The sequence below is a fragment of the Salipiger marinus genome (assembly GCF_900100085.1).
GTDB lineage: Bacteria > Pseudomonadota > Alphaproteobacteria > Rhodobacterales > Rhodobacteraceae > Salipiger > Salipiger marinus.
On record NZ_FNEJ01000025.1, the window covers coordinates 19,746 to 43,200 of the forward strand.

At 66.9% G+C, this 23,455-nt stretch carries 17 protein-coding genes; 11 read left to right on the forward strand and 6 right to left on the reverse strand.

The features are described from left to right. Nucleotides 1–2,100, forward strand: a complete 2,100-nt coding sequence (gene glgX, locus BLR51_RS21670; RefSeq protein WP_089850927.1) for a glycogen debranching protein GlgX — start codon at nucleotides 1–3, stop codon at nucleotides 2,098–2,100. Nucleotides 2,101–2,152: 52 nt separating this feature from the next. Here the strand turns inward: glgX and BLR51_RS21675 are convergent, their stop codons facing one another. The 6 genes from BLR51_RS21675 to BLR51_RS21700 all read right to left on the reverse strand — a co-directional run bounded on the left by BLR51_RS21675 (nucleotide 2,153) and on the right by BLR51_RS21700 (nucleotide 8,956). Next, nucleotides 2,153–3,241, reverse strand: coding sequence for a c-type cytochrome (locus BLR51_RS21675; RefSeq protein ID WP_089850929.1), 1,089 nt, complete (start codon nucleotides 3,239–3,241; stop codon nucleotides 2,153–2,155). Next, on the reverse strand, nucleotides 3,238–3,816 hold the full coding sequence (locus BLR51_RS21680) for a cytochrome c oxidase assembly protein (RefSeq protein WP_089850931.1): 579 nt from the start codon (nucleotides 3,814–3,816) through the stop codon (nucleotides 3,238–3,240). Before BLR51_RS21680 ends, BLR51_RS21675 begins: the two co-directional genes overlap by 4 nt. Then, a complete protein-coding gene (locus BLR51_RS21685) occupies nucleotides 3,810–4,196 on the reverse strand; it encodes a hypothetical protein (RefSeq protein WP_089850933.1) in 387 nt (128 codons plus the stop codon). The genes BLR51_RS21680 and BLR51_RS21685 overlap by 7 nt, the downstream gene beginning before the upstream one ends. Continuing rightward, nucleotides 4,193–6,751 (reverse strand): cbb3-type cytochrome c oxidase subunit I, encoded by a 2,559-nt coding sequence (locus BLR51_RS21690; RefSeq protein WP_089850935.1) that lies wholly within the window; start codon nucleotides 6,749–6,751, stop codon nucleotides 4,193–4,195. The genes BLR51_RS21685 and BLR51_RS21690 overlap by 4 nt, the downstream gene beginning before the upstream one ends. Continuing rightward, a complete protein-coding gene (coxB, locus tag BLR51_RS21695) occupies nucleotides 6,748–7,683 on the reverse strand; it encodes a cytochrome c oxidase subunit II (protein WP_089850937.1) in 936 nt (311 codons plus the stop codon). Before coxB ends, BLR51_RS21690 begins: the two co-directional genes overlap by 4 nt. Nucleotides 7,684–7,780: 97 nt before the next feature. Then, nucleotides 7,781–8,956 carry a replication initiation protein gene (locus BLR51_RS21700; RefSeq protein ID WP_089850939.1) on the reverse strand — a complete coding sequence of 392 codons (1,176 nt, stop codon included), beginning with the start codon at nucleotides 8,954–8,956 and terminating at the stop codon, nucleotides 7,781–7,783. Between the two features lie 580 nt (nucleotides 8,957–9,536). Here BLR51_RS21700 and BLR51_RS21705 point away from each other — a divergent pair. From BLR51_RS21705 to BLR51_RS21750, 10 genes are all read left to right on the forward strand, one after another. Further along, the gene (locus BLR51_RS21705) at nucleotides 9,537–10,940 is read left to right on the forward strand and encodes an AAA family ATPase (RefSeq protein WP_089850941.1); all 1,404 of its coding nucleotides are present in this window, start codon (nucleotides 9,537–9,539) and stop codon (nucleotides 10,938–10,940) included. After that, nucleotides 10,940–12,025 (forward strand): ParB/RepB/Spo0J family partition protein, encoded by a 1,086-nt coding sequence (locus BLR51_RS21710; RefSeq protein ID WP_089850943.1) that lies wholly within the window; start codon nucleotides 10,940–10,942, stop codon nucleotides 12,023–12,025. The genes BLR51_RS21705 and BLR51_RS21710 overlap by 1 nt, the downstream gene beginning before the upstream one ends. Before the next feature lie 69 nt (nucleotides 12,026–12,094). Next, the gene (locus BLR51_RS21715) at nucleotides 12,095–13,249 is read left to right on the forward strand and encodes an amidohydrolase (protein WP_089851043.1); all 1,155 of its coding nucleotides are present in this window, start codon (nucleotides 12,095–12,097) and stop codon (nucleotides 13,247–13,249) included. 156 nt (nucleotides 13,250–13,405) lie between these two features. Continuing rightward, nucleotides 13,406–14,161 carry an IclR family transcriptional regulator gene (locus tag BLR51_RS21720; RefSeq protein ID WP_089850944.1) on the forward strand — a complete coding sequence of 252 codons (756 nt, stop codon included), beginning with the start codon at nucleotides 13,406–13,408 and terminating at the stop codon, nucleotides 14,159–14,161. After that, a complete protein-coding gene (locus BLR51_RS21725; protein ID WP_089850946.1) occupies nucleotides 14,158–17,991 on the forward strand; it encodes a hydantoinase B/oxoprolinase family protein in 3,834 nt (1,277 codons plus the stop codon). Before BLR51_RS21720 ends, BLR51_RS21725 begins: the two co-directional genes overlap by 4 nt. A gap of 56 nt (nucleotides 17,992–18,047) precedes the next feature. Next, complete coding sequence (locus BLR51_RS21730) at nucleotides 18,048–19,616, forward strand: ABC transporter substrate-binding protein (protein WP_242656805.1); 1,569 nt, start codon at nucleotides 18,048–18,050, stop codon at nucleotides 19,614–19,616. A 119-nt stretch (nucleotides 19,617–19,735) separates the two neighbouring features. Then, nucleotides 19,736–20,743 (forward strand): ABC transporter permease, encoded by a 1,008-nt coding sequence (locus tag BLR51_RS21735; protein ID WP_089850950.1) that lies wholly within the window; start codon nucleotides 19,736–19,738, stop codon nucleotides 20,741–20,743. Next, on the forward strand, nucleotides 20,740–21,618 hold the full coding sequence (locus BLR51_RS21740; protein ID WP_089850951.1) for an ABC transporter permease: 879 nt from the start codon (nucleotides 20,740–20,742) through the stop codon (nucleotides 21,616–21,618). Before BLR51_RS21735 ends, BLR51_RS21740 begins: the two co-directional genes overlap by 4 nt. Continuing rightward, nucleotides 21,618–22,637 (forward strand): ABC transporter ATP-binding protein, encoded by a 1,020-nt coding sequence (locus BLR51_RS21745; RefSeq protein ID WP_089850953.1) that lies wholly within the window; start codon nucleotides 21,618–21,620, stop codon nucleotides 22,635–22,637. The genes BLR51_RS21740 and BLR51_RS21745 overlap by 1 nt, the downstream gene beginning before the upstream one ends. Next, a complete protein-coding gene (locus BLR51_RS21750) occupies nucleotides 22,630–23,445 on the forward strand; it encodes an ATP-binding cassette domain-containing protein (RefSeq protein WP_089850955.1) in 816 nt (271 codons plus the stop codon). The genes BLR51_RS21745 and BLR51_RS21750 overlap by 8 nt, the downstream gene beginning before the upstream one ends. The last annotated feature ends 10 nt before the right edge of the window (nucleotides 23,446–23,455 follow it).

Below are 23,455 nucleotides of genomic sequence, written 5' to 3' on the forward strand. Positions count from 1 at the left end.
TTGCCCAAGGATGTTTCGGCCCCCCCGGCCTTTGATCTGTCCGCCTCGCGCCCCGATGCCTTCGGGGCGCGCCATGATGGCGAGGGCACCAATTTTGCGCTCTTCTCCGCCCATGCCGAACGGGTGGAACTCTGCCTGTTTGACGACAGCGGCGACACCGAACTGCACCGGCTCGACCTGCCGCTGATGGAGGGCGGCGTCTGGTTCGGCTACCTGCCCGGCATCCGCCCCGGTCAGGCCTATGGCTATCGCGTGCATGGCCCCTACGCCCCCGAGGAAGGCCACCGCTTCAACCCCAACAAGCTGCTGCTTGACCCCTATGCCATGGAAATGCGCGGCTATCTGAAATGGAATGACGCGCTTTACGGCTATCCGGTGGGCGGGTCGGATCTGGACATGGATCCCCGCGATTCCGCCCCCTTCATTCCCAAGGCGGTGGTGGCCGATCCGCATTTCGACTGGGATGCCGACAAATCCCTGCGCCACAGCTGGTCCGATACCGTGATCTACGAAGCGCATGTCAAAGGCCTGACCATGCGCCATCGCGACGTGGATCCGGATCTGCGCGGCACCTTCCGCGCGCTCGGATCCGATGCGGTGATCGACCACCTGCACCGGATGGGCGTCACCTCGCTGGAACTGCTGCCCATCCATGCCATGGCGCAGGACCGGCATCTGGTCGACCGAGGCCTGTCGAATTACTGGGGCTACAACACGCTTGGCTTTTTCGCCCCCAACCGCACCTACCTGAACTCCGAAAAGGTGCAGGAGGTGAAAAGCACCATCAAGAAGCTGCACGAAGCCGGGATCGAGGTGCTGCTGGATGTGGTCTTCAACCACACCGCCGAAGGCAACCACCTTGGCCCCACCCTGTCCTTCAAGGGTATCGACAACGCCTCTTACTACCTGCTGTCGGCGGAAAACCCGCGCTATGGCTATGACACCACCGGCACCGGCAATACCGTGAACGTGGCGCATCCCATGGTGCTGCGCATGGTCATGGATTCCCTGCGCTACTGGGTCGAGGCGATGCATGTCGACGGCTTCCGCTTCGATCTGGCCTCCACCCTTGGCCGCGAACCGCAGGGCTTTGAACGCGAAGGCGCGTTTTTCAACGCCATCCGGCAGGATCCGGTGCTGGCGGGGGTCAAGCTGATCGCCGAACCCTGGGATGTGGGGGATGGCGGCTATCAGGTCGGCGGCTTCCCGTGGCCCTTCCGCGAATGGAACGACAAGTTCCGCGATGACGTGCGCGGCTTCTGGCGCAACGACCCCGGGCTCTGCGGCGCCATGGCCGAACGCATCACCGGCTCCCCGGTGCAGTTCCACCATTCCGGGCGGCCCGCCACCACCTCGGTCAATTTTGTCGCAGCACATGACGGCTTCACCCTGTGGGACACCGTGTCCTACAACGAAAAGCACAACGAGGCGAATGGCGAGAACAACCGCGACGGGCATGACCACAACCTGTCGCACAATCTGGGCGTCGAAGGCCCGACCGACGATCCCGCCATCCTCGAGGCGCGGATGCGCCGGGTGAAGGCGATGCTGGGCACCGTGCTTCTGGGCCATGGCGTGCCGATGCTGCTGGCCGGCGACGAACTGGGCCAGACGCAGGACGGCAACAACAACGCCTATTGTCAGGACAATGAACTGACATGGATCGACTGGGAAGGCGCGCGCAAAGGCCTGACCGAGGCGGTGGCCCAGCTTCTGGCGCTGCGCCGCGAATGGCGCGACTGGCTGGCGCCGCGCGATTTCGCCTGCGCCCCGGGCGACGACTCGCGCCCCTGCGCCACGCAGGTGGACTGGTGGCATCCCGAAGGCCGCGCGATGGAAGATACGGACTGGCACGATCACGGGCTGCGCGGCTTTGGCCTGCGCCTGCGCCTGCTGGAACGCACCGATCCCGACGCGCCGGAACTGCTGCTGCTGTTCAACGCGGGCGAGGACTGCAATTTCCACATGCCAGAGGCAGAGACCGGCCCTTGGCAGCCGCTGGCCGACACCTCCGCCGATCCGGTGCGCCCCGAAGACCCGTCAGATGTCACGGAATATCTGGCCGCAGCGCAAAGCCTCGTGGTGCTGCGCCGGGGCTAGACAGCAAAAGGGGCCGGGATTTCCCGGCCCCTTTTGTTTTGCGCTCGTGCCGTCAGAGCGACGCGAAATAGGCCGCCAGATCGGCGATATCCTCATCGTCCAGCCACCTCGCCGCCGCCTCCATCAGATGGCCGCGCTCGGTTTCGGGCACCGGACCGTCGCGATACATCAGCAGCCAGTTGTAAATCCAGTATCCGTCCTGCCCGGCAATGCGCGGCGTGTCGGCGCGGCGCGGGCTCAGCCCGTCCGCCCCCTCGCCCAGATGGCAGGAGGCACAGCTGGCAATGTCGTCATGTTCGCTGCCCTGCTGCGCAAGCTCCTCGCCGCGTGCGGCATCGCCCATGGCCAGCGCCCGACCCTGCCAGTCACCGGGCATCGCGGCATAACGCGCGGCCAGCGTGGCGCGGCTGTCCTCGCTCAGCGGTGCGGCGATCGGCTCCATGAATCCGCTCTGGCGGTGATCGCTGGCATAGGCGTCCAGCACCTGCACCAGCCACGTCTCCGACTGGCCCGCAAGTTTGGGCGCGGTGCCGTCGCGGCCCATGCCATCCTCGCCATGGCAGCGCGCGCAGGTTACCTCGGGCGGGATGGCGCCGGGCAGCCCGCCCAGCCGGATCGCATCACCGTCATAGGCCCCTGCCCTGCCAAACGCCGCCTCTTCATAGCTTTGCCGGTCGAAACTGTCATAGCGCATGAGGAAAGCCGCCAGAGCCCAAGGCTCCACCTCGCGCGCCTCGCCGGGCCATGCGGGCATACCGGTATATTTGAACCCGTGCCGCGCGATCCACCAGAAGCCTTCGGGCGTAAAATCCTCCGAGGTCAGCATGGGCGGCTCCGGCTGCATGCCCTGCACAACCGGGTTGCGCGGGATCCCCGGCGCACCATGGCAGGTGGCGCAGCCGGTGGCGAAATGCCCCGCCCCCAGCCGCACCAGCCCCGCATCCGCCAGATCAACCTGCGGCGGAATCTCCACCGCCTCGGCGCGCTGGTTGACGGAATTGCGCAGATACTGGTGCAGCGCCTCGCCCACGCCCGGCAGATGCTCCTGCGAGGCGGCGATGTTATAGGGCGCGAACCAGAAAAACGCGGCCCCCGCCAGCCCAACTCCGCCCGCGGCGGCCAGAATATGCCTGCCCTTCATGCCCGTTCCTCCGTCAGGTGCAGCGCCCGCGCCAGCCGGTGCAGCGCCGCCGCAAGATACAGCGCCCCCCCTGCCCCGGCCATCAGCGCCCCCGCAACCTGCTGTTCCTCCAGCGCGGTCAGCCCCAGATGCCCGGCGCAGATCCCGCCATAAAGATCGCGCGGGCTCAGCCCGATCAGCGCCCCCAGCAGCGTCATGTGCATGGTGGTGGCCAGCAGCACCACCGCACCGCCAAAGGCCCCCGCCCCGCGCACCACCGCCCAAAGCAGGCAGCCCGCGGCAAGGAAACTGCCCTGCTCCAGCACGAAACCCGTCTCGGACAGCCGCGCCCACAGATGCGTCCCCGGCAGATGCCAGCCCCAGACCACCGCCATCTCCGCCGCCGCCGCCAGCACCAGCGTCAGCGGCCCCACCGGACCGGGCAGGCGTGGCGCCAGCAGCGCGGGCACCACCGCCGTCACGCCCAGATGCAGCACCATATGCAGCACCATGGACCCGCCCGCATAGCCCGGCAGCGGCGACAGCCACAGCACCGCCAGCAGCCCAAGCCCGGCAAGGCGCGGCAGGCTCAGCATTGCCCGATCACCAGCCCGGGGATCACCGTGAACAGCACCGCCATCACCGACAGCCCGCAAAGCAGCAGCGTCACATGGCCGATGAACCGGTCCCGCCCGCGTTCAGAGCTTTCGGTGATCTCCTCGAACACCAGAAACTCGCCGCCATAGCGCCGCACCGCGATCACCCCCAGCCCGGCGATGGCGGCGATGGACAGCGCGCCCAGCCCGGCGATCACCCAGCGGATCTCGGCCAGACTCGCGCCTGCGGGCAGCTTGGCGCACCAGATCGCGGCGATCCAGTAGCTCAGCAGGAAATGCCCTGCCCAGATCGACGGCACCGCCACAAGGATCCACACCGATCCCTGATCGATCACGCGGGGGGCGTGCTTGGGTCTCATCCGAACACCCCCATCAGCATCGGGAACAGCGCCAGCAGGCCAAAGGTGGTCAGCCCGGTGATCACCACAAAATGCCCGTACAGCGTCAGGTTGTAATGGTCGGCGCAATACCGCGGCGTGCAGTGCCCTGCGTAAATCCGTGCCGTCACATAAAGCTGCATCACCCAGTTCAGCCCCAGATGCAGGCCCAGCCACAGCACCAGCATCCACACCATCGCGTCGAACGAGGTCCGCGTCGGATCCAGCCCCGCCGCCTGCGCCGCCCAGACAAACCCGCCAAGCCCCAGCGCCGAAGGCACCACCGACCCCGCCAGCGTGACCATGGCAAGCCCGCGCCGCCCCTGCCGCAGCACCTGCCGCGACAGCAGGGTCAGCCCCCAGCCCGCCAGAACGCCCGCCAGCCCCGCCACCAGCCAGCCAAAGACCGGCAGCCGCGCCGCTTCGGGCAGGAAGGCGGGGACCGCCGTCCAGTAATAGAAATAGGAAAACACCAGCCCCATGAACGCGGTCATGTCGCCGGTCATGGTGATGAACACCGCCCACCACCCCGAGGACCGGTTGCCCTGCGCATAGGTGGGCAGCACCAGCCCGCGCCCCACCGGCTTTTCCAGGGTCGCGGGGATCCGCGCCGTGCCGGTCCACAGCCAGTACAGCGTGAACCCCACGAAGCCCGCAAAAAAGATCAGCGTCAGCGCCCATAGATGGAACGTGGCCAGAATGAACACCGTGCCCAGACAGCCCGCCGACCCCAGCGTCAGATAGCTCGGGCCGCCGACGCGCTGCACGAACAGCGGCCGCGCGTCAAGGATGTCGGTCACGATCAGCTCGCGCTCGCCCTCCTCGGCATCGGGCAGGAACCATTCGCCGCGGTCGACCTGCCCGATCAGATCGGGCTGCTCCCACAGCGGATAGCGGGTGTGGATATAGGGAATGGACCGCACGCCCCATGGCTTGCCCGGGATCTCTTCGGACCATTCCATCGTGCCCGCGTTCCAGACATTGCGCGCCACCGGCGCCTGCCGCCCGCGCGGCCACAGCACATTTGCCGCCAGCACCGCAAACCCCGCCGCAAAGACAAAGGCGCCGATGGTGGAGATCATGTTCAGCAGGCCCCAGCCATCCGCCAGGTCATAGGTCCAGACCCGGCGCGGCATGCCCATCACCCCCGTCCAGTGCATCGGCAGGAAGGCGATGTTGAACCCGACAAACAGCAGCCAGAAGCTCCATTTTGCGGTGCGGATGCTGAACATGCGTTCCGTGACAAAGGGATACCAGTAATGGATCCCGGCAAAGAGCGGGAACAGCATGCCGCCGATCAGCGTGTAATGCAGATGCGCCACCACAAAATGCGTGTCATGCGCCTGCCAGTCGAACGGCACCAGCGCCACCATCACCCCGGTCAGCCCGCCAAAGACAAAGATCGCCAGCGCCCCGCCCGCAAACAGCATCGGCACCGAAGGCCGCACCTTGGCCACCAGCATCGTGGCGATGAAACAGAAAATCTGGATGCCGGTCGGCACCGCCACCGCTTCCGAGGCCGCCGAAAAGAACCCCAGCGAGATCTCGGGCAGCCCGGTGGTGAACATGTGATGCACCCACAGCCCGAAGCTGAGAAAGGCGACCCCGATCGCCGACAGCACGATCCAGCTATGCCCCACCATGGGACGGCCCGCAAAGGTGGGCAGGATCGTCGCCACCAGCGCGATGGAGGGCAGAAAGACGATATACACTTCCGGATGGCCAAAAATCCAGAACAGGTGCTGCCACAGGATCGGATCGCCGCCCCGGTCCACATCGAAGAACGCCCAGCCAAAGGCGCGCTCCATCTCCAGCAGCAGATCGCCCGCGATCAGCGGCGGAAAGGCGAACAGGATCATTCCCGCCACCACCAGCACATACCAGCAGTAAAGCGGCATCAGGTTCAGCCGCATCCCCGGCGGGCGCGATTTCAGCACCCCCACGATCAGCTCCACCGCCGCCGCGATCGAGGAAACCTCGATAAAACTCAGCCCCAGCAGCCAGATGTCGGTGCCCAGCCCGCTGTAGTCGGGGTTGGAGGACAGCGGCGCATACATGAACCAGCCGCCATCCGGCGCCACGCCAAAAAAGATCGACCCGCAGACAAACACGCCGCCGATGACAAAACACCAGAAACCGAAGGCCGACAGCCGTGGAAACGGCAGATCCCGCGCGCCAAGGATCTCGGGCAGGATCAGGATCGCCACCGCCTCAAAGATCGGCACGGCAAAGAGGAACATCATCGCCGTGCCGTGCAAGGTAAACAGCTGGTTATAAAGCTCCTGCGAGAACAGGTCGTTGTTCGGCACCGCCAGCTGCGCGCGCATCATCAGCGCAAGGATGCCCGCAAAGGTGAAAAAGCCGAACGACACCAGCAGATACCATTTGCCCACCAGCGAGTTGTTCACGGCGGAAATCTTGCGCCAGCCCTTTGGCGCCTCCCAGACCTTCATCAGCCGGGCGCGCTGCGCCTCGTCGCGGGCCTTGTCATAGGGCTCGGGCGGCGGCAGGTCGCTGAGCTTGATTTCGTCGGTCATTCGAGGCTCATCAGGAAAGTGACAAGCGCCTCCAGCTCGGCGCCCGACAGATGGGGATAGGCGGGCATGTCAACCTCCGGCTTCATGCGGTCCGTGTCGGTGATCCAGCGGCTCAGGTTTTCCGGGGTCATGGCATAGATGCCCGCGCCCAGCCTTTCGCGGCTGGCCATATGGGTCAGGTCCGGGCCGACCGGACCCTGCGCCTCGGTGCCGCGCAGGGTGTGGCAGGCACCGCAGCCCTCGTCCAGAAACACCTGCCAGCCCGGATCATCGGCGGCGATCTCGGCGGGTGCGGCCTCGGCGGCAAGCCATGTCCGGAAATCGTCAGGTGGCATCACGATGGTGTCGAACCGCATCAGCGCATGGGCGCCGCCGCAATATTCGGCACAGATGCCGCCCCAGTTGCCCTGCTCCAGTGGGGTCAGGGTCAGCGACGTCTCGCGTCCGGGGATCATGTCCATCTTGCCGCCAAGCGCCGGCACCCAGAAGGAATGGATCACGTCATCGGCGGTCAGGCGGAACAGCGTGGTCTGGCCCTGCGGCAGACGGATTTCATTCGCGGTGGTGAACGGACCGTCCGGTCCGTCATAGATCACCCGCCACCACCAGCGTTCGCCATCCACCCGCACCGTCAGGTCGCCCTCCTTGGCGGTGATGTCGCGCAGGATGACCATGCCCCAGATCAGCAGGCCACCCACCACCAGCGTGGGCAGGGCCGCCCCGCCCCAGACGATGAAACGCCGCGCCTGCGGCTCCTTGCGCGGCGCAGAGGTCTGATGCGCATAGATGGCAAGCCCTATCACCAAAGACCAGATCACCGCCGCCCCAAGGATCAGAACCCAGAACAGATCCTCCACGGCCTGTGCCTCGGCCCCGGCGGAAGCCAGCCAGTTGTGGCGCCCCGCACAGCCGGTAAGGACCAGCGGGAGCATGGATAGGTGCCAAGGTCTCACTCCGGATCTGTCCCCCGTGCCGCGTCCCTTGGGCCAACCCGGAAAAGGTTCAGAAGTTCCCGAAAAAGTGATCGGCTCAGTCGATGCCGTCGAAGGCCCCGGGCGACAGCTCCTCCCAGAAGGTGGCGATGGCCTCGGCATTCAGGGCCGACATCCAGCCGTGCCGTTCGAAATCGTCCCTCCGTGCCCCGTCGAGCCGGGCCATGAACAGCCGCTTGTCGGCATCCCGCTGGGTCGGCTTGCGGGCGGCGGCCAGATCGCGGATCCGCTCCAGCTTTCGCGCTCTGGTTGTGCTGGGAGCGGCGTTTCGTGGCGAAACCTCCGAGCCATAATCCTCGCGCAGAGCTTTGGTCAGATAGCCCACGGCGTTCTTCACCCCGTCCTGACCCGCGACATAATCGAGCTTCTGCCGGACGTGATCCGCCCCATGCTCCCCCAGCCATTGCCGCGCCAGCCGGTCCGACACCCCAAGCCCGCGCAGCCGCGCATAAAGATCGGTGCTCCGCAGCCCCTCGCCGTCATCAAGATCGAGGATCGACAGCTGCGGATTCTCGGCGATCAGGAAGCGGATGTCGGTGACCGTGCGGCCCATCTTGCGGGTCTCGGGGGTCAGCAGGATGTTCGAGGTCTTGTTCACCTCCGCCACGGCAGGCTTGATGATCTTGGCATTCAGCTGCTTGTAGACATCATAGTAAGGGCTGTCGGCCACCCCCATCAGACGGCGGAACAGATCAAGCGACCACCAGCCGGTGGAGCCGGTCCGCACGAAGCGATAGCAGTTCTCGTAAAGCGCCAGCGCATGGCCAGAGGTGAAGCGCCGCTGGATGTTGAGGTTGATCAGGGCAAACACCTTGGGGTCGTGCAGCTTCTCCGCCAGCGCCGGGGAGTAGGCATATTCGCAGACCCCGCCTTTCAGCTTGGCATAGGACAGCAGCGCCGAAACCCCCCATTCCTGCTGACCCTTCTCGTCCAGCATGTCCCATTCCGCCACCGTTTCGGCCAGCCCGCGCAGGCTGGCCTTCAGCGTCTCCATGTCGTTCGAATTATACCCGATCATCAGGCAGAGCGTGCGCGCATCAATCTGGTGCCGCGGCTGCGAGGTCAGCGTGTCATAGGCATTGAGCAGCAGCACGTTGCTGAGCTTGCGCTGCAGCAGCGTCAGCTTGCCGGACACATGGATCGCCGCCACATGTTTCTTCACGGCACCACGGCGCAGCGGACCGCTGAGCCTGTCGCGGGGAATGTCGTCCATGAACGGCCTTCTGTCTGCTCTGGCCCGGAGGCGGAATGGGGCCGGGAAAGGCTGCGCGAGTCGCCCCTGCTCCCGGTCGCGCCAGTGTCGGGGAAAAGGTATCCGCTGACAAGACCGGCTCTGGCACCTTGAACCGCCCCCGAAAACGGGCACCTTGCGGGAAAGCCGAGCCTCCAAAGGTATCCATTTGCAGGAACCAGCCCCGGAGAGACCGCCGCGATTCGCGGGCCAGAGAGCCTGTTGCGGCGAAAAACCACCCCAAACCACCCCTCAGAGTCAAAAAACCCTCGCCAGACCGGGAATCAGCACCCGTGATCCCGAAAACGGGTGCCCTTGCCCCTGTATCCGGGCGCCCGGAATCCTGTCCACGGGCACCCGTCCGGGTGTAACGCGTTAACTTCTCAGTATTTATCTTGGGCTAAAGATCTTAAAAGACTCAAATATCCTCAAACATACCGATGCTGTTTCGTCTCAATGATCCCGGAAAAGAGCTGCGCCTTGCCAGGCCGATTCACTTCCCGCCCGGCATGTGCCATAGATGGCCGCATATCGCGTCGAACAGCGCACATGGCGAGGCTTCATGGCACATAAACCGGGCACGCCGCCCAAGGCAGACCTGCCACCCTATTTCAACATAGACCCGGCGGAGGCGGCGGAAAAGCTGTCCGCGCCCATCGACACCGCGCGTTTTGCCAAGGCTGCGGCCTTTGCCATGCGCGGGCGCGACGATCTCGCCCGCCGTGGCTACGCGCCTGACGGCACCAAGCGGCTGCGCAAATTCTCCACATGGGAAGTCTGCCGCTACCTGATCCCGGTCAATGCCGCGCATCTACGCCGCGTATTGCGACAGAACCCGGATCTGCCGCAGGGCGAAGGTGAAAGCGGCTCCAAATGGTATACGTTGGGAGAGGTGCTGCGCCTGCGCGACCATTTCGCCGAGGAAGGCGCCAAGGACCGGGAATATCGCGCATGGCGGCCCGAGGGCCTGCCCGCCAAGGTCGTCGCGGTGGCGAATTTCAAGGGTGGCGTCGGCAAGACCTCGACCTGCGCGCATCTGGCCATGTCGGCCGCACTTGACGGCTACAAGGTGCTGGTCATTGACCTGGACAGCCAGGGCTCAATGACCTCGATCATGGGCGGCAAGGTCGAGGATGAATGGCAGACGGTGTTCCCGATGCTGGCCCGGGACTATGCCCTGCATCTTCAGGCGGAAAACGACGTGCGCGCGGCGAGCGGGCAGAGTCCTTACCAATTTGATGAGACGCTGACCGCTGCCTTAGAGGTTTCGCCACGAAACCTTGTCCAGAAGACTCACTGGCCGAACATCGACCTGATCGGTGCGCAGCTGAATCTCTACTGGGCGGAGTTTCAGGTGCCGGTCTGGCGGATGCAGTCGCTGAGTTGGCCGCTCTGGGATGCGCTGACCCATGCGCTGGAGGATGGCGGCATGCTGGCCGAGTATGACATCATCCTGCTCGATACGCCGCCCGCGCTTGGCTATCTGACCATCAACGCGCTGTCGGCGGCGGATATCCTGCTGGTGCCGCTGGGCGCCTCGTTTCTGGAGTTTGACAGCACGGGCCGGTTCTTCGACATGATCTATTCGACCTTCGCCTCGATCGAGGATGGCGAAAATCGCGTGCGCCGCGCCGATGGCCTGCCGGAGATGCGGTTCGAATGGGACGCGGTGCGGGCGCTGGTGACGCGGTTCGACGCGGCGCAGCAGACCGATCTGGCCAATGTCATCCAGGCCTATTTCGGGGATTTCATGACCACCTACCGGCAGGAGATGACCGCGATGGTGGGGCAGGCGGGCGAGCAGGTCTCGGGCATCTACGAGACCGATTACCGCGATTTCAACCGCGACACCTATGTGCGCGGACGCGAAACCTTTGACCGCACATGGGCCGAGGTCAAGGAAGTGATCCTTGGCACATGGTGGCGGGACCAGCAGATGATGGCGGCAGAGCGGGAGGCGGTCTGATGGCAAAACGGCGGAAACTCGAGGCACCCTCGCCGGAGGATCTGACCCGGCTGGAAGAGGAATTCCGGCGCGACAGCGCCCGGGGTCCGATGAGCGCCCCGATTGCGCAGGTGGCCGCCGAGGCCGCGACCCATCACGATCCGCGCCCTGCCCCGCAGCGGGCCGAGGCCGCCAAGGACCGCGCCGATGCGGAACGGCTGCGCACCGCCGAAGGCCGCGGTCTGGTGATGCTGGAACTGCCACTGGACCAGATCGATGCCGATGCGCTGGTGCGCGACCGGGTGGTGCTGGATGCCGAAGAGATGGACGAGCTGAAAGCCTCCATCGCCAAGGGCGGGCTGCGCCTGCCGATCGAGGTCTTTGCCACCCCCGACGATCCGCGCGGCTTCCGCTATGGCCTGCTGTCGGGCTACCGGCGGCTGAAGGCGGTGCGCGACCTGCACGCGCTGACCAAGGATCCGCGCCATGCCACGATCAAGGCGGTGCTGCGCGATCCCGCCGCCATGGGCGGCACCTTTGCCGCGATGATCGAAGAGAACGAGATCCGCGCCTCGCTGTCGCAGTTCGAACGCGGGCGGATCGCGGTGATCGCGGCGCAGCAGGGCGCGTTCGTGAATACCGAAGAGGCGGTGAACGCGCTCTTCCCCATGGCCTCCAAGGCGAAGCGGTCGAAGATCCGCAGCTTTGCGCTGATCTTCGAGGAACTGGGCGACATGCTGACCTTTCCCGATCTCATCAAGGAGAAGGAGGGGCTGCGGATCGCCACGGCGCTGCGCGAGGGGGCCGAGGCGCGGCTGCGCGAGGCGCTGGCGGTGCGCGTGCCCGAGACCCCGGCGGAAGAGGCCGAGATGATTGCGGCAGCCCTGGACGGGGTGGCCCCCGTGGCGGACAAAAGCCGGGGCGGGCGCCCGAAAAAGGCCGCCCCGCCGCCGCGCCCGCGGCCGCTGCGGTCTGGCCTGACGCTGGAGGCGGAGCAGGATCGCGGCGGCTGGCTGATCCGGCTGCGCGGCGGGCGGGTCGACCGGGCGCTGGTCGAGGTCGCGATGTTCGAGCTGGAGCGGCTGCTGGGTCCGGCGGAGGACTGAGCCCGCGGCTGGACATCGCGGGGGCGGGCGGTCATGGTCGGGCGCGTTGATCTGATCCGGAGCCTGCCCATGTCTGTCCTGCCCGACATCGCCGCCTTTGCCGATGACCTGACCGCCCTGCGCCACGATTTCCACCGCCACCCCGAAATCGGGTTTCAGGAACACCGCACCGCCGCCCGCATCGCGGATCTGCTGCGCGGCTGGGGGGTGGAGGTGACCACCGGCATCGGCGGCACCGGCGTGGTGGGGGTGCTGGAGGGCAGCCGTCCCGGGCGCACCATCGGGCTGCGGTCGGACATGGACGCGCTGCCGATGGAGGAGCGGACCAACCTGCCCTATGCCTCGGTCAATCCCGGGGTGTTCCATGGCTGCGGCCATGACGGCCATATGACCATGCTGCTGGGGGCGGCGCGGTATCTGGCGCAGCGCCGCGATTTTGCCGGGCGCGCGGTGTTCATCTTCCAGCCTGCCGAGGAAGGTCTGGGTGGCGCGCGGGCGATGCTGGCGGACGGGCTGTTCGACCGCTTTCCCTGTGACGAGCTGTATGGCCTGCACAATTCGCCCTATAGCGCGTTTGGCCGGGTGTCGGTGCGGCCGGGACCGGCGCAGGCCGGTGCGGGCTTTTTCGACATCACGATCACGGGGCAGGGGGCGCATGGCGCCATGCCGCAGATGAGCCGTGATCCGGTGCCCGCCGCGGGCCTGCTGATCGGGGCGCTGCAGCAGATCGTGGCGCGGCGCATCGATCCCAACCATCAGGCGGTGGTGTCGGTCACCCAGATGCAGGCGGGATCGGCCTATAACGTCATTCCCGACCGGGCGGTGCTGTCGGGCACCACGCGGTTTTTCCACGAGCCGGACGAGCCGCTGATCGTGGCCGAGATGGAGGCCGCCTGTGAGGGGGTGGCGCGGATCTGCGGGCTGGAGGTGGCGCTGGATCACCGCCACATCTTTTCCGTGCTGCGCAACGACCCCGAGCGCACCGCCGACCTGATCGCCGTCGCGCAGGAACTGGTGGGTGATCAGGCGCAGGCCGATGCCGAGCCCACCATGGGATCAGAGGATATGGCCGATCTGCTGGCGGTGGTGCCGGGCGCCTTTTTCAATCTGGGCCATGGCAGCGGGGTGCCGCTGCACAATCCGGGCTTTGTGCTGGATGACGCGATCCTGCCGGTGGGGGCCAGCCTGCATGCGCGGATCGTCGAGCGGCGCGGCGCCGCCTGACCGCTTGACTGCCAAAAACTTGGGCAAAGACGCCCGCCGGTTTGCGCCGGCGGGTTTTTTTCTGCCGGGGCGCGACTTCGGGCTTGCCCTAGCGGCAGCAAATATGCTCCGTTATGCGAAACCATGGTTCCATAAATCCGAACAAACGGGAGGCCCATGTCCACGCTCACCAATGCCGCCGAGGTTCTGCGCCTGTTTGGCTCCGGCTGTCACGCGATCACCGTGACCGAGGTGGGCGCGCGGCTGGGGCTGCCCAAGGCCTCGGCCTCGCGGCTGATGAAGGCGATGCGGGAATGCGGGATGCTGGAGACCATCGGCGACAGCCGACAGCACCGGCCCGGCGCCATGATGCTGGATCTGGCAGCAGCGTTCCGGCAGTCGTCGAGCCTGATGCGCGACGCGGCGGAGGCGGTGGCGGCGGTGACGCGGCAGTATGGCCATACCGGATACATCTCCATCCGCATCGGGCAGGAGGTGACGGCGGTGGTCGATTTCGAGGGCACCGCCGCGCTGCGCGTGGTGTCCAATATCGGCCAGCATCTGCCCGCGCATCTGGCCGCCACGGGCCGGGCGCTGCTGGCGCGGCTGCCCGAGACGGATCTGGCCGCGCTTTATGCCGGGCATTCCGATCTGGACACCATCCTGCCGCGCATCGCCGCCTGCCGCGCGCAGGGCTATTCGCTGTCGATTCAGGAGACCACTCCGGGGGTCGAGGGCATTTCGGTCGCCGTGGGCGACCCCGGGACGGGCGAGGCGGTGGCGCTGTGCCTTGTCTATCCACATGCGGTGGTGACACCGCAGGACCGTGACGCGATGATCGCGGCCCTTGGCGCGCGCGCCGCAGATCTGGCGCAGCGCTTTGGCGATCCGATCTTCCGCGCCCCCGATTTCAGCAACAGGACGACCCCATGACCTCTGCATCTTCCCGCTGGCGCGTCGGTTTCGACATTGGCGGCACCTTCACCGATTTTGTGCTGTATGATGGCCAGAACGCGCAGGTGGCGCTGCACAAGCGTCTGACCACGCCGCATGATCCGTCCGAGGCGGCGCTGCTGGGGCTGCGGGAACTGCTGGAGATGAACGGCATCACCCATGCCGACGTGTCCGAGATCGTGCATGGCACCACGCTGGTCACCAATGCGGTGATCGAACGCAAGGGCGCGCCGGTGGGGCTGATTACCACCGAAGGGTTCCGCGACATCCTCGAGATGGGCACGGAACAGCGTTATGACATTTACGACCTGTTCGTGACCTTCCCCGAGCCGCTGGTGCGCCGCGACATGCGGCTGGACGTGCCGGAGCGGGTGGATGCCGAAGGCCGGGTGCTGACGCCGCTGGACGAGGCGGCGGTGCTGCGCGCGGCGGGCGAGCTGGTGGCGCAGGGGGTGGAGGCGATCGCCATCGCCTTCCTGCATAGCTACATCAACCCCGCGCATGAACAGCGCGCCGCCGAGCTGATCCGGGCGGAATATCCGCAGGTGGCGGTATCGCTGTCCTCGGCGGTGGTGGCGGAGATGGGCGAATACGAACGGGTGGTGACGACCGCCGCCAACGCCTTTGTCCAGCCGCTGATGGTGCGGTATCTGACCAAGCTGGAAGGCGCGCTGACCGAGGCGGGCTTTGCGGGCGCGCTGCGGCTGATGCATTCGGCGGGCGGGCTGGTGTCGCTGGAAACGGCGCGGGATTTCCCGATCCGGCTGCTGGAATCCGGGCCTGCGGGCGGCGGGCTGGCGACGGCGCTGTTCGGCAAGGCGGCGGGGCTGGAGGATGTGATTTCCTTCGACATGGGTGGGACCACCGCCAAGGCCTGCATGATCGAGAATGGCCGCGCCGAGGTGGCGCCGATGATGGAGGCCGCGCGCGTCCATCGCTTTACCAAGGGGTCGGGGCTGCCGATCAAGGCGCCGGTGATCGAGATGATCGAGATCGGCGCGGGTGGCGGGTCCATCGCCGCGATTGACGAGGTGGGGCTGCTGAAGGTCGGCCCGCAATCCGCCGGATCCGATCCGGGCCCCGCCTGTTACGGCATGGGCGGGCTGCAGCCTACGGTGACCGACGCCAATCTGGTGCTGGGCTATTACGATCCGGGCTTCTTCCTTGGCGGGCGCATGGCGCTGGATCTGGACGCGGCGCGGGCTGCGGTGGGCCGCGTGGCCGAACCGCTGGGGCTGGGCATCGAGGAGGCCGCGCTTGGCATCCACAAGGTCGTGGTGGAAAGCATGGCCTCTGCCGCGCGGGTGCATCTGGTGGAGCGCGGCAAGGATCCGAGGCAATATGCGATGGTGGGCTTTGGCGGCGCGGGTCCGGCCCATGCGGTCGATGTGGCGCGGGCCATGGGCATCGGATCGGTGCTGATCCCGCCCGCGTCCGGGGCGGCTTCGGCCTTGGGGTTCCTTGCGGCGCCGCTGTCGCACGAGGATGTGCGGTCGCGGCGGATGGAACTGGCGCCGGGTTTTGACGCCGATGCGCTGAACGGGATTCTGGAAGGGCTGGAGGCGGAGGGCCGTCACCATCTGACCCGGGCCGGGGTCGATCCGCAGGCGCTGGTGGTGGAACGCACCGCCGACATGCGGCTGGTCGGGCAGATGCACGAAATCACCGTGGCGCTGCCCGAGGGCGCGCTGTCGGAGGCCAATCTGGACGAGATCCGCGCGCGCTTTGTCGCGGCCTATTCCGCGCGGTTTGCCGCCCCCTTCGAGGGTGCGCGCATCGAGGCGGTGAATTTCCGCACCCGCGTGTCGGGCCCGGTGCCGGATCTGGCGCTGACCGGCGCTGCGGGCGGCGGCGATGCGGCGGCGCAGATCAAGTCGACGCGGCTTTGTCATTTTGCCGAAGGGGCTTATGAGACGCCGGTCTATGACCGTTATGCGCTGCGCCCCGGCGACACGATCACCGGTCCCGCCATCATCGAGGAGCGGGAGTCCACCACCGTGGTCGGCCCCGCCGATACGGTGGAGATCGACGCGAGCCTGACGCTGTGCGTGCGGGTGGGCGCGCTGCCCGAGGCGGCGGCGCTGGTCACTGCCGACATGAGCCGCGCGCAGGCGGTGGCGCGGATCGAGGCCGATCCCATCGGGCTGGAAATCATGTGGTCGCGGCTGGTCAACGTGGTGGAAGAGATGTGGCTGACCGTCTGCCGCACCGCGTTTTCGCTGGTGATCGCGGAGAGTCAGGATTTTGCCTGCGAGCTGCTGGATGCCGAGGGCGAGACGCTGGCGCATAGCCCGCGCGCCATGCCGGTGTTCAACCTGACGCTGCCGCGCGCGGTCAAGGCGCTGCTGGCGCGCTATCCGGCGGAGACGCTGAAGCCGGGCGACGTGCTGATCACCAACGATCCGTGGCTCTGTGCCGGGCATCTCTTCGACATCGCCATCGTCACGCCCGCCTTCCGCGATGGCAAGCTGGTGGGGCTGATGGGCACGGTGGGCCATGTCTCTGACATCGGCGGCACCAAGGACAGCCTGCGCGCCCGCGAGATCTATGAGGAAGGTCTGCAGATCCCGCCGATGAAGCTCTGCGATGCCGGGGTGTGGAATGACAGCCTGATCGAGCTGATCCGCGAGAACGTGCGCAATGGCGATCAGGTGCTGGGCGACATCTTCAGCTTTGTCGCGGCGAATGATCTGGGGGCGGGGCGGCTTTTGTCCTTCATGTCCGATTACGGGATGGAGGATCTGGGCGCGCTGGCCGAGGTGGTGCAGGGCCGGTCCGAACGCGCGATGCGCGCGGCCATCGCCGCCATTCCCGATGGCGAATACCGGTCGGTCATCACCAACAACCCGCTGGGCGAGGTGCTGAGCTATCCGGTGCTGGTGACGGTCGCGGGCGACAGCCTGAGTGTGGATTTTGACGGGGCGCCGCCGCAGCTGCCGCAGGGCGGGCTGAATTCCACGCTGAATTACACCGCCGCCCATGCCACCTATCCGCTGAAATGTATGCTGACACCGGCGGTGCGGGGCAATGCGGGCTGTTACCGGCCCTTTACGGTGACGGCGCCGGAGGGGTCGATCCTGAACCCGAAACGTCCGGCGGCGGTGAACCTGCGCACGCGCACCGGCTGGTATATCGCGCCCAACATCTTCAAGGCGCTGGCGGGGGCGTCCCCCGGCGCGGTGCAGTCGCATACCGGCCTGCCGACCGTGGCCAATGTCTATGGCACCGACGGGCAGGGGCGGCTTTATTCCGACATGCTGTTTTCGGGCGGCGGGCAGGGGGCTTCGGCGCGGGGCGACGGGGTGTCGGCGCTGCTATGGCCGACCTCTGCTGCCAATACCTCCATCGAGCTGATGGAAAGCCGCGCGCCGGTGCTGGTGCTGGAAAAGGTCTATGCCCCCGACAGCGGCGGGCCGGGTCAGTTCCGGGGCGGTCTGGGCCAGCGCGTGCGCTTCCGCAAGATCGCGGAGGACGGGCTGGAAATGCTGGTTTCCTGTTACCCCGAGGGCGTCAACAACCCCATAGAGGGGCTGTTCGGCGGCAAGCCGGGCGGGGCCGCCTCTGGCCGCATCCTTGACCCTGAGGGGCAGGTGACGCGCGACGTGGGCACCGGCGATCTGCTGAGCATCACCGGCACCGACCAGATCGTCGAGATCGTGCTGGCGGGTGGTGCGGGCTATGGCCCGGCCTCCGACCGGGATCCGGCGGCGGTGTCGCGGGATCTGGCGCTTGGCTACATCACGCCCGACCACGCCCGCAGCGAATACGGGACCGCCGCCAAGCTGGCGGAAGAGGCCCCGGTGAAATGACCCAAAGAAGGGGGCGCAAAGCCCCCCGATCCTTCCCCCGACATGGAGTGAGACACGTGACCCACGCCTTCAACATCTCTCGCCGCGGCCTGCTGGCCATGGCCGGTGCCGGCCTTGCCAGCGCCACGCTGCCTGCCGCGCTGTTCGCGCAGCAGGGGCGCAACATCCTGATCATCGCCTCCGGTCAGGACATCCCCAATTTCGACCCGCATGTGGCCTCGGGCTATTCGGCGTCCTTCCTGATGCGCAACGTCTATGACCCGCTGGTGCGGGTCGCGGGCGAAAGCGCGGAGCCGGTGCCGGGTCTGGCGCAGAGCTGGGAAAATTCCGAAGATGGTCTGGTCTGGACCTTCCAGCTGAACCCCGACGCGGTGTTCCATTCCGGCGCCCCGGTGACCGCCGCCGATGTGGTCTATTCCTTTGAACGGGCGCTGCGGCTGGCCAAGGGCAACAGCTGGATGATCCGGGGCATCGTGCAGCCGGGCCAGATCGAGGCGGTGGACGATCACACCGTGCGCTTCACGCTGGATGCGCCTTTTGCCGCCTTCCTTGCGGTGATGCCGTGGATCTTTGTCGCCGAGCAGGCGCAGGTGGAGGCCAATCTGGGCGAGGATGACGGCCAGACTTGGCTGATGTCCAATGAGGCCGGGTCCGGGCCGTTCACCGTTGAACGGTTTCAGGTCGGCACGATGTATTACCTTGCCCGTGCCGAAAACGCATGGCAGCCCGAGGGCGGCAATCTGGACGGGGTGATCTGGCAGATCGTGCGCGAAACCGCCACGCAGCGGCTGATGCTGCAGCGCGGCGAGGCGCATGTGGCGGTGGATCTGACCTCGGAGGACATGGACGCGCTGGAAGGCGCGCCGGGGGTGGTCCGGGTGATCGAGCCGGAATACCGCACCTTCTCCATCAAGATGAACACCGCGCAGGGGCCGATGGCCGATGTGAACCTGCGCCGCGCGATCAGCCACGCGGTGGATTACGAGGCCATTCTGGCCTCGGCGGGCTATGCCGAACTGATGACCGGGCCGCTGCCCAATGGTATTTTCGGCTTTGACCCCGATCTGGACGTGCCGCGTCAGGATCTGGACAAGGCGCGCGAATATCTGGCGCAGACCGAATGGGCCGAGGGCGGCCTGACGCTGCGCATGGTGCATGTGTCCGGGCTGGAACAGCAGCGGCGCTGGTCGCTGATCCTGCTGGACAACCTGCGGGCGCTGAACATCGGGCTGGAGATCCAGCCGCTGAACTGGCCGGACATGGTGGCGGCCTGCGCTTCGCCCGAAACCTTCCCGGATCTGTTCCCGGTCTATCAGACCGCGAATTACGGCGACCCGGACAACATCGCCTATGCCGCCTATCACAGCTCGCGCAATGGCGGCTGGTCGAATGCGGTCTATGCCAATCCCGAGGTCGACGCGCTGATCGAGGCGGGCCGGGTGGAAACCGATCCCGAGAAGCGCGCCGCGATCTATCTGGAGTTCCAGAAGGCCGTGGTCGCCGATGCGCCCGACATCTTCGGCGTGCTGGAAAACCGCAAGCTGGGCCTGCGCGAGGCGGTGCAGGGTTATCGGTTCACGCCGGTTGCCTCCAACGCCATCGAGGCTTGGCCGCTGTCATTGTGACACCCGACAGGCAGGGGGGCGAGGTTGCTCCCTGACGGACCACCCCTGCCGCGTCTCCGCCCGCTCTGTCCAGGGCGGGCGGAGATTGTATTCCTTGCGCCGCAAGCGACGGAGGCCCCATGATCACGTTCATCCTCAGACGGCTCTTGATGCTGGTGCCGGTCCTTGTCGGGCTGACGGTCATCATGTTTGCCATCGCCCGCCTGCTGCCCGGCGATCCGGTGGGGCTGGCCGCCGGTCCCAATGCCACCGCCGCCGAACGCGCGGCGCTGGCGGCGGAGTTCGGGCTGGACCGCCCGGTCTGGGAGCAATACGGCACCTATGTCGCGGGGCTGGTGCAGGGGGATTTCGCCACGTCGCTGCTGACCCGGCGCCCGGTGGCCGCCGATCTGGCCGCCTATCTGCCCGCCACGCTGGAACTGGTGCTGGCCGCCATGCTGCTGGCGGTGGGGCTGGGCATTCCGCTGGGGCTGCTGACCGCGCTCTGGCGCAACCGATGGCCGGATTACCTGTCGCAGGTGCTGGCGATCGGGGCGATTTCCATGCCGCGCTTTTTCCTTGGGCTGCTGCTGCAGCTCTGTTTCGCCATGTGGCTGAACTGGCTGCCGCTGGCGGGACGGCTGCCGATCATCGTGTTTCCGCCTGATCCCATCACCGGCTTCATCACGATTGACGCCGCGCTGACCGGGCAATGGGACGTGCTGCGCACCGCGCTGCTGCATCTGCTGATGCCTGCGCTGGCGCTGTCGCTGAGCCCGCTTGCCACCATCATGCGGATGATGCGGTCGTCCACCATCGAGGTGATGGGGCAGGATTACGTGATGACCGCCCGCGCGCTTGGCCTGCCGCGCCATCTGATCCTGACCCGCACCATCGCGCGCAACGCGGTGTCGGCCACGCTGACCGTGATCGGGCTTTATTTCGGCTGGCTGCTGGGGGGCACGGTGCTGGTGGAAACGGTGTTCGACTGGCCGGGTCTGGGGCTTTACGCCACCAAGGCGATCCTGTCGCAGGACATGATGCCGGTGATCGGGGTCGCGCTGGTCATCGGGCTGCTGTTCGTCTTCGCCAATCTGCTGATCGACCTTGCCTATGGGCTGATCAATCCGAAGGTCCGTTATTCATGACCGACGCCGTGTCCGTTCCCCCGCGCCCCGACCGTCTGGCCCGTGCGCTGTTCCGGTTCCGCCAGAGCCGCCTGTCGGTGATCGGCGCCGTGATGGTGGCGGTGGTGCTGCTGCTGGCAGTGTTCGGCCCGATGATCGCGCCCTATCCGCAGGACATCGCGGGCGCCGTGTCCACCGCCGAGCGGTTCCAGCCGCCGTCGCTGGCGCATCCCTTGGGCACCAACGAGCTGGGGCAGGACGTGCTGAGCCTGACCTTGGGCGGCACCCGCGTGTCGGTGCTGGCGGGGTTCGGCGTGGTGCTGATCGGCGCCGCCATCGGCACGCTGGTCGGCGCCGTTGCGGGCTATGTCGGCGGCTGGACCGACGAGGCGCTGATGCGGCTCACTGACCTGACGCTGACCATTCCGGGGCTGATCCTTGCCATGGCGATTGCCGCAGCCCTTGGGCCGGGGTTCCAGAACATGGTTCTGGCCATCTCGCTCAGCTGGTGGCCCGGCTATGCGCGGCTGGTGCGCGGCGAGGTGCTGGCCGCCCGCGAGGAGGTCTATGTCACCGCCGCGCGCGCGCTTGGCGCGGGGCCGGGACGCATCCTGTTCCGGCATGTGCTGCCCAACTGCGTGTCGCCGATCATCGTGAAGATGTCGCTGGACATGGGCTTTGCCATCCTGACCGTCGCGGGGCTGGGCTTTATCGGCATCGGGGTGCGCCCGCCCACGCCGGAATGGGGCACGCTGCTGTCGACCTCGCGCGCCTATATGCCGGATTACTGGTGGACCGCGATGGGGCCCGGGCTGGCCATGTTCATCGCCGTCTTTGGCTTCAACCTGCTGGGCGACGGGCTGCGCGACAGTCTTGATCCGAAAGGACGCCGCTGATGACCGTTCCTCTGCTGGACATCCGCAACCTGCATCTGGCCATGCGCAGCTTCGAGGGCGAGGCGCATGTGCTGAACGGGGTGGAGCTCTGCGTGAACCGGGGCGAGATCTGGGGGCTGGTGGGCGAGTCGGGCTGCGGCAAGTCGCTGACCGGGCTCAGCATCTCGCGGCTGCTGCCGGAGCCGCCCGCGCGCTATATCTCGGCCGAGATCACGCTGGAGGGGCGCGACCTGCGCGCGCTGAGCCCGCGCGAGATGCAGGCGCTGCGCGGCAAGCGCATCGGCATGATCTTTCAGGATCCAACCACCAACCTTAACCCCACCGCGCGGATCGGCACGCAGCTGGTGGATGTGGCGCTGGCCGCCGCGCGGCATGATCCCACGATCCTGCCGCCCGCGCGCAGCCGCAGGGCCGGGGCGCGCGCGCTGGCGCTGGACATGATGCGGCAGGTGGGCATTCCGGACCCCGAGGCGCGGATGATGAGCTATCCGCATGAATTTTCCGGCGGGATGCGGCAGCGGGTGCTGATCGCCATGGCGCTGATCGGGCGGCCTGACCTGCTGATCGCGGACGAGCCGACCACCGCGCTCGACGTCAGCGTGCAGGCGCAGATCCTGACCCTGCTCAAGGCCATGGTGGCGGAGCATGATCTGGGCGTCATCCTCATCACCCATAATCTGGGGGTGGTGGCGCAGACCTGCAGCCATGTGGCGGTGATGTATGCGGGCAATGTGGTGGAACGCGGGCCGGTGCGGCAGGTGATCGAACGCCCGGCGCATCCCTATACCCGCGCGCTGATGGCGGCGATCCCCACCCGCGACACGCCGCGCGGCGGCCTGCAGGGGCTGGAGGGCACGGTGCCCGACCTGATCCAGCCGCCCCCCGGCTGCCGCTTCGCGCCGCGCTGCACCCGCGCGACCGAGGCCTGCCGCGCGGCGGTGCCGCCGCTGACCTCGCAGGGACCGGGGCACGAGGTTGCCTGCCTGCACCCGGTGACGGAGGATGCCCCCCATGTCTGAAAGCACATCTGATCCGATCCTGCGCATCGAGAACGTGACCAAGACCTATGCCGGGCGCAGCGGCCTGTTTGGCCGCGCGGCCCCGGTGCAGGCGCTGAAAGGCGTGTCGCTGGACGTCACGCGCGGGCAGAGCTTTGGGCTTGTGGGGGAATCGGGGTCGGGCAAGACCACGCTGACCCGGTCGATCCTGCGGCTGGAAGAGCCTACCTCGGGGCGGATCCTGTTCGAAGGGCAGGACATGGCGAAGCTGTCGGCCAAGGCGCTGCGTGCGCTCCGGGCGCGGGTGCAGATCGTGTTTCAGGATCCCTATGCCTCGCTCAATCCCCGGATGAGCGTGGGGCAGATCGTCACCGAACCGATGGCGATTCACCACGATCTGCTGCGGCTGAGCGCGGCGCAGCAGCGCGAGCGCGCGGCGGAACTGCTGACGCTGGTGGGGCTGGGGCCGCAGCATCTGGGCCGCCATCCGCATGAATTTTCCGGTGGCCAGCGCCAGCGCATCGGCATCGCCCGCGCGCTGGCCTCGGGCCCGGATCTGCTGCTGCTGGACGAGCCGACCTCGGCGCTGGACGTGTCGGTGCAGGCGCAGGTGTTGAACCTGCTGATCGAATTGCAGGACCGGCTGGGGCTGACCTATTTCTTCATCAGCCATGATCTGGCGGTGGTGCGTTACCTCTGCGACCGGGTGGCGCTGATCCATCATGGATCGCTGGTGGAGGAAGGCCCGACCGACCGTATCTTCGACGCGCCGCAGACCGACTATGCCCGGATGCTGATCGGGGCCGCGCCGGAACTGCGGGTGCCCTAGACCCGGCGTC

Bases quoted from the DNA above. Each gene is read 5' to 3' on its own strand.
- BLR51_RS21675 (WP_089850929.1), bottom strand. From the start codon at position 3,241: ATGAAGGGCAGGCATATTCTGGCCGCCGCGGGCGGAGTTGGGCTGGCG.
- BLR51_RS21680 (WP_089850931.1), bottom strand. From the start codon at position 3,816: ATGCTGAGCCTGCCGCGCCTTGCCGGGCTTGGGCTGCTGGCGGTGCTG.
- BLR51_RS21685 (WP_089850933.1), bottom strand. From the start codon at position 4,196: ATGAGACCCAAGCACGCCCCCCGCGTGATCGATCAGGGATCGGTGTGG.
- BLR51_RS21690 (WP_089850935.1), bottom strand. From the start codon at position 6,751: ATGACCGACGAAATCAAGCTCAGCGACCTGCCGCCGCCCGAGCCCTAT.
- coxB (WP_089850937.1), bottom strand. From the start codon at position 7,683: ATGCTCCCGCTGGTCCTTACCGGCTGTGCGGGGCGCCACAACTGGCTG.
- BLR51_RS21700 (WP_089850939.1), bottom strand. From the start codon at position 8,956: ATGGACGACATTCCCCGCGACAGGCTCAGCGGTCCGCTGCGCCGTGGT.
- BLR51_RS21705 (WP_089850941.1), top strand. From the start codon at position 9,537: ATGGCACATAAACCGGGCACGCCGCCCAAGGCAGACCTGCCACCCTAT.
- BLR51_RS21710 (WP_089850943.1), top strand. From the start codon at position 10,940: ATGGCAAAACGGCGGAAACTCGAGGCACCCTCGCCGGAGGATCTGACC.
- BLR51_RS21715 (WP_089851043.1), top strand. From the start codon at position 12,095: ATGTCTGTCCTGCCCGACATCGCCGCCTTTGCCGATGACCTGACCGCC.
- BLR51_RS21720 (WP_089850944.1), top strand. From the start codon at position 13,406: ATGTCCACGCTCACCAATGCCGCCGAGGTTCTGCGCCTGTTTGGCTCC.
- BLR51_RS21725 (WP_089850946.1), top strand. From the start codon at position 14,158: ATGACCTCTGCATCTTCCCGCTGGCGCGTCGGTTTCGACATTGGCGGC.
- BLR51_RS21735 (WP_089850950.1), top strand. From the start codon at position 19,736: ATGATCACGTTCATCCTCAGACGGCTCTTGATGCTGGTGCCGGTCCTT.
- BLR51_RS21740 (WP_089850951.1), top strand. From the start codon at position 20,740: ATGACCGACGCCGTGTCCGTTCCCCCGCGCCCCGACCGTCTGGCCCGT.
- BLR51_RS21745 (WP_089850953.1), top strand. From the start codon at position 21,618: ATGACCGTTCCTCTGCTGGACATCCGCAACCTGCATCTGGCCATGCGC.
- BLR51_RS21750 (WP_089850955.1), top strand. From the start codon at position 22,630: ATGTCTGAAAGCACATCTGATCCGATCCTGCGCATCGAGAACGTGACC.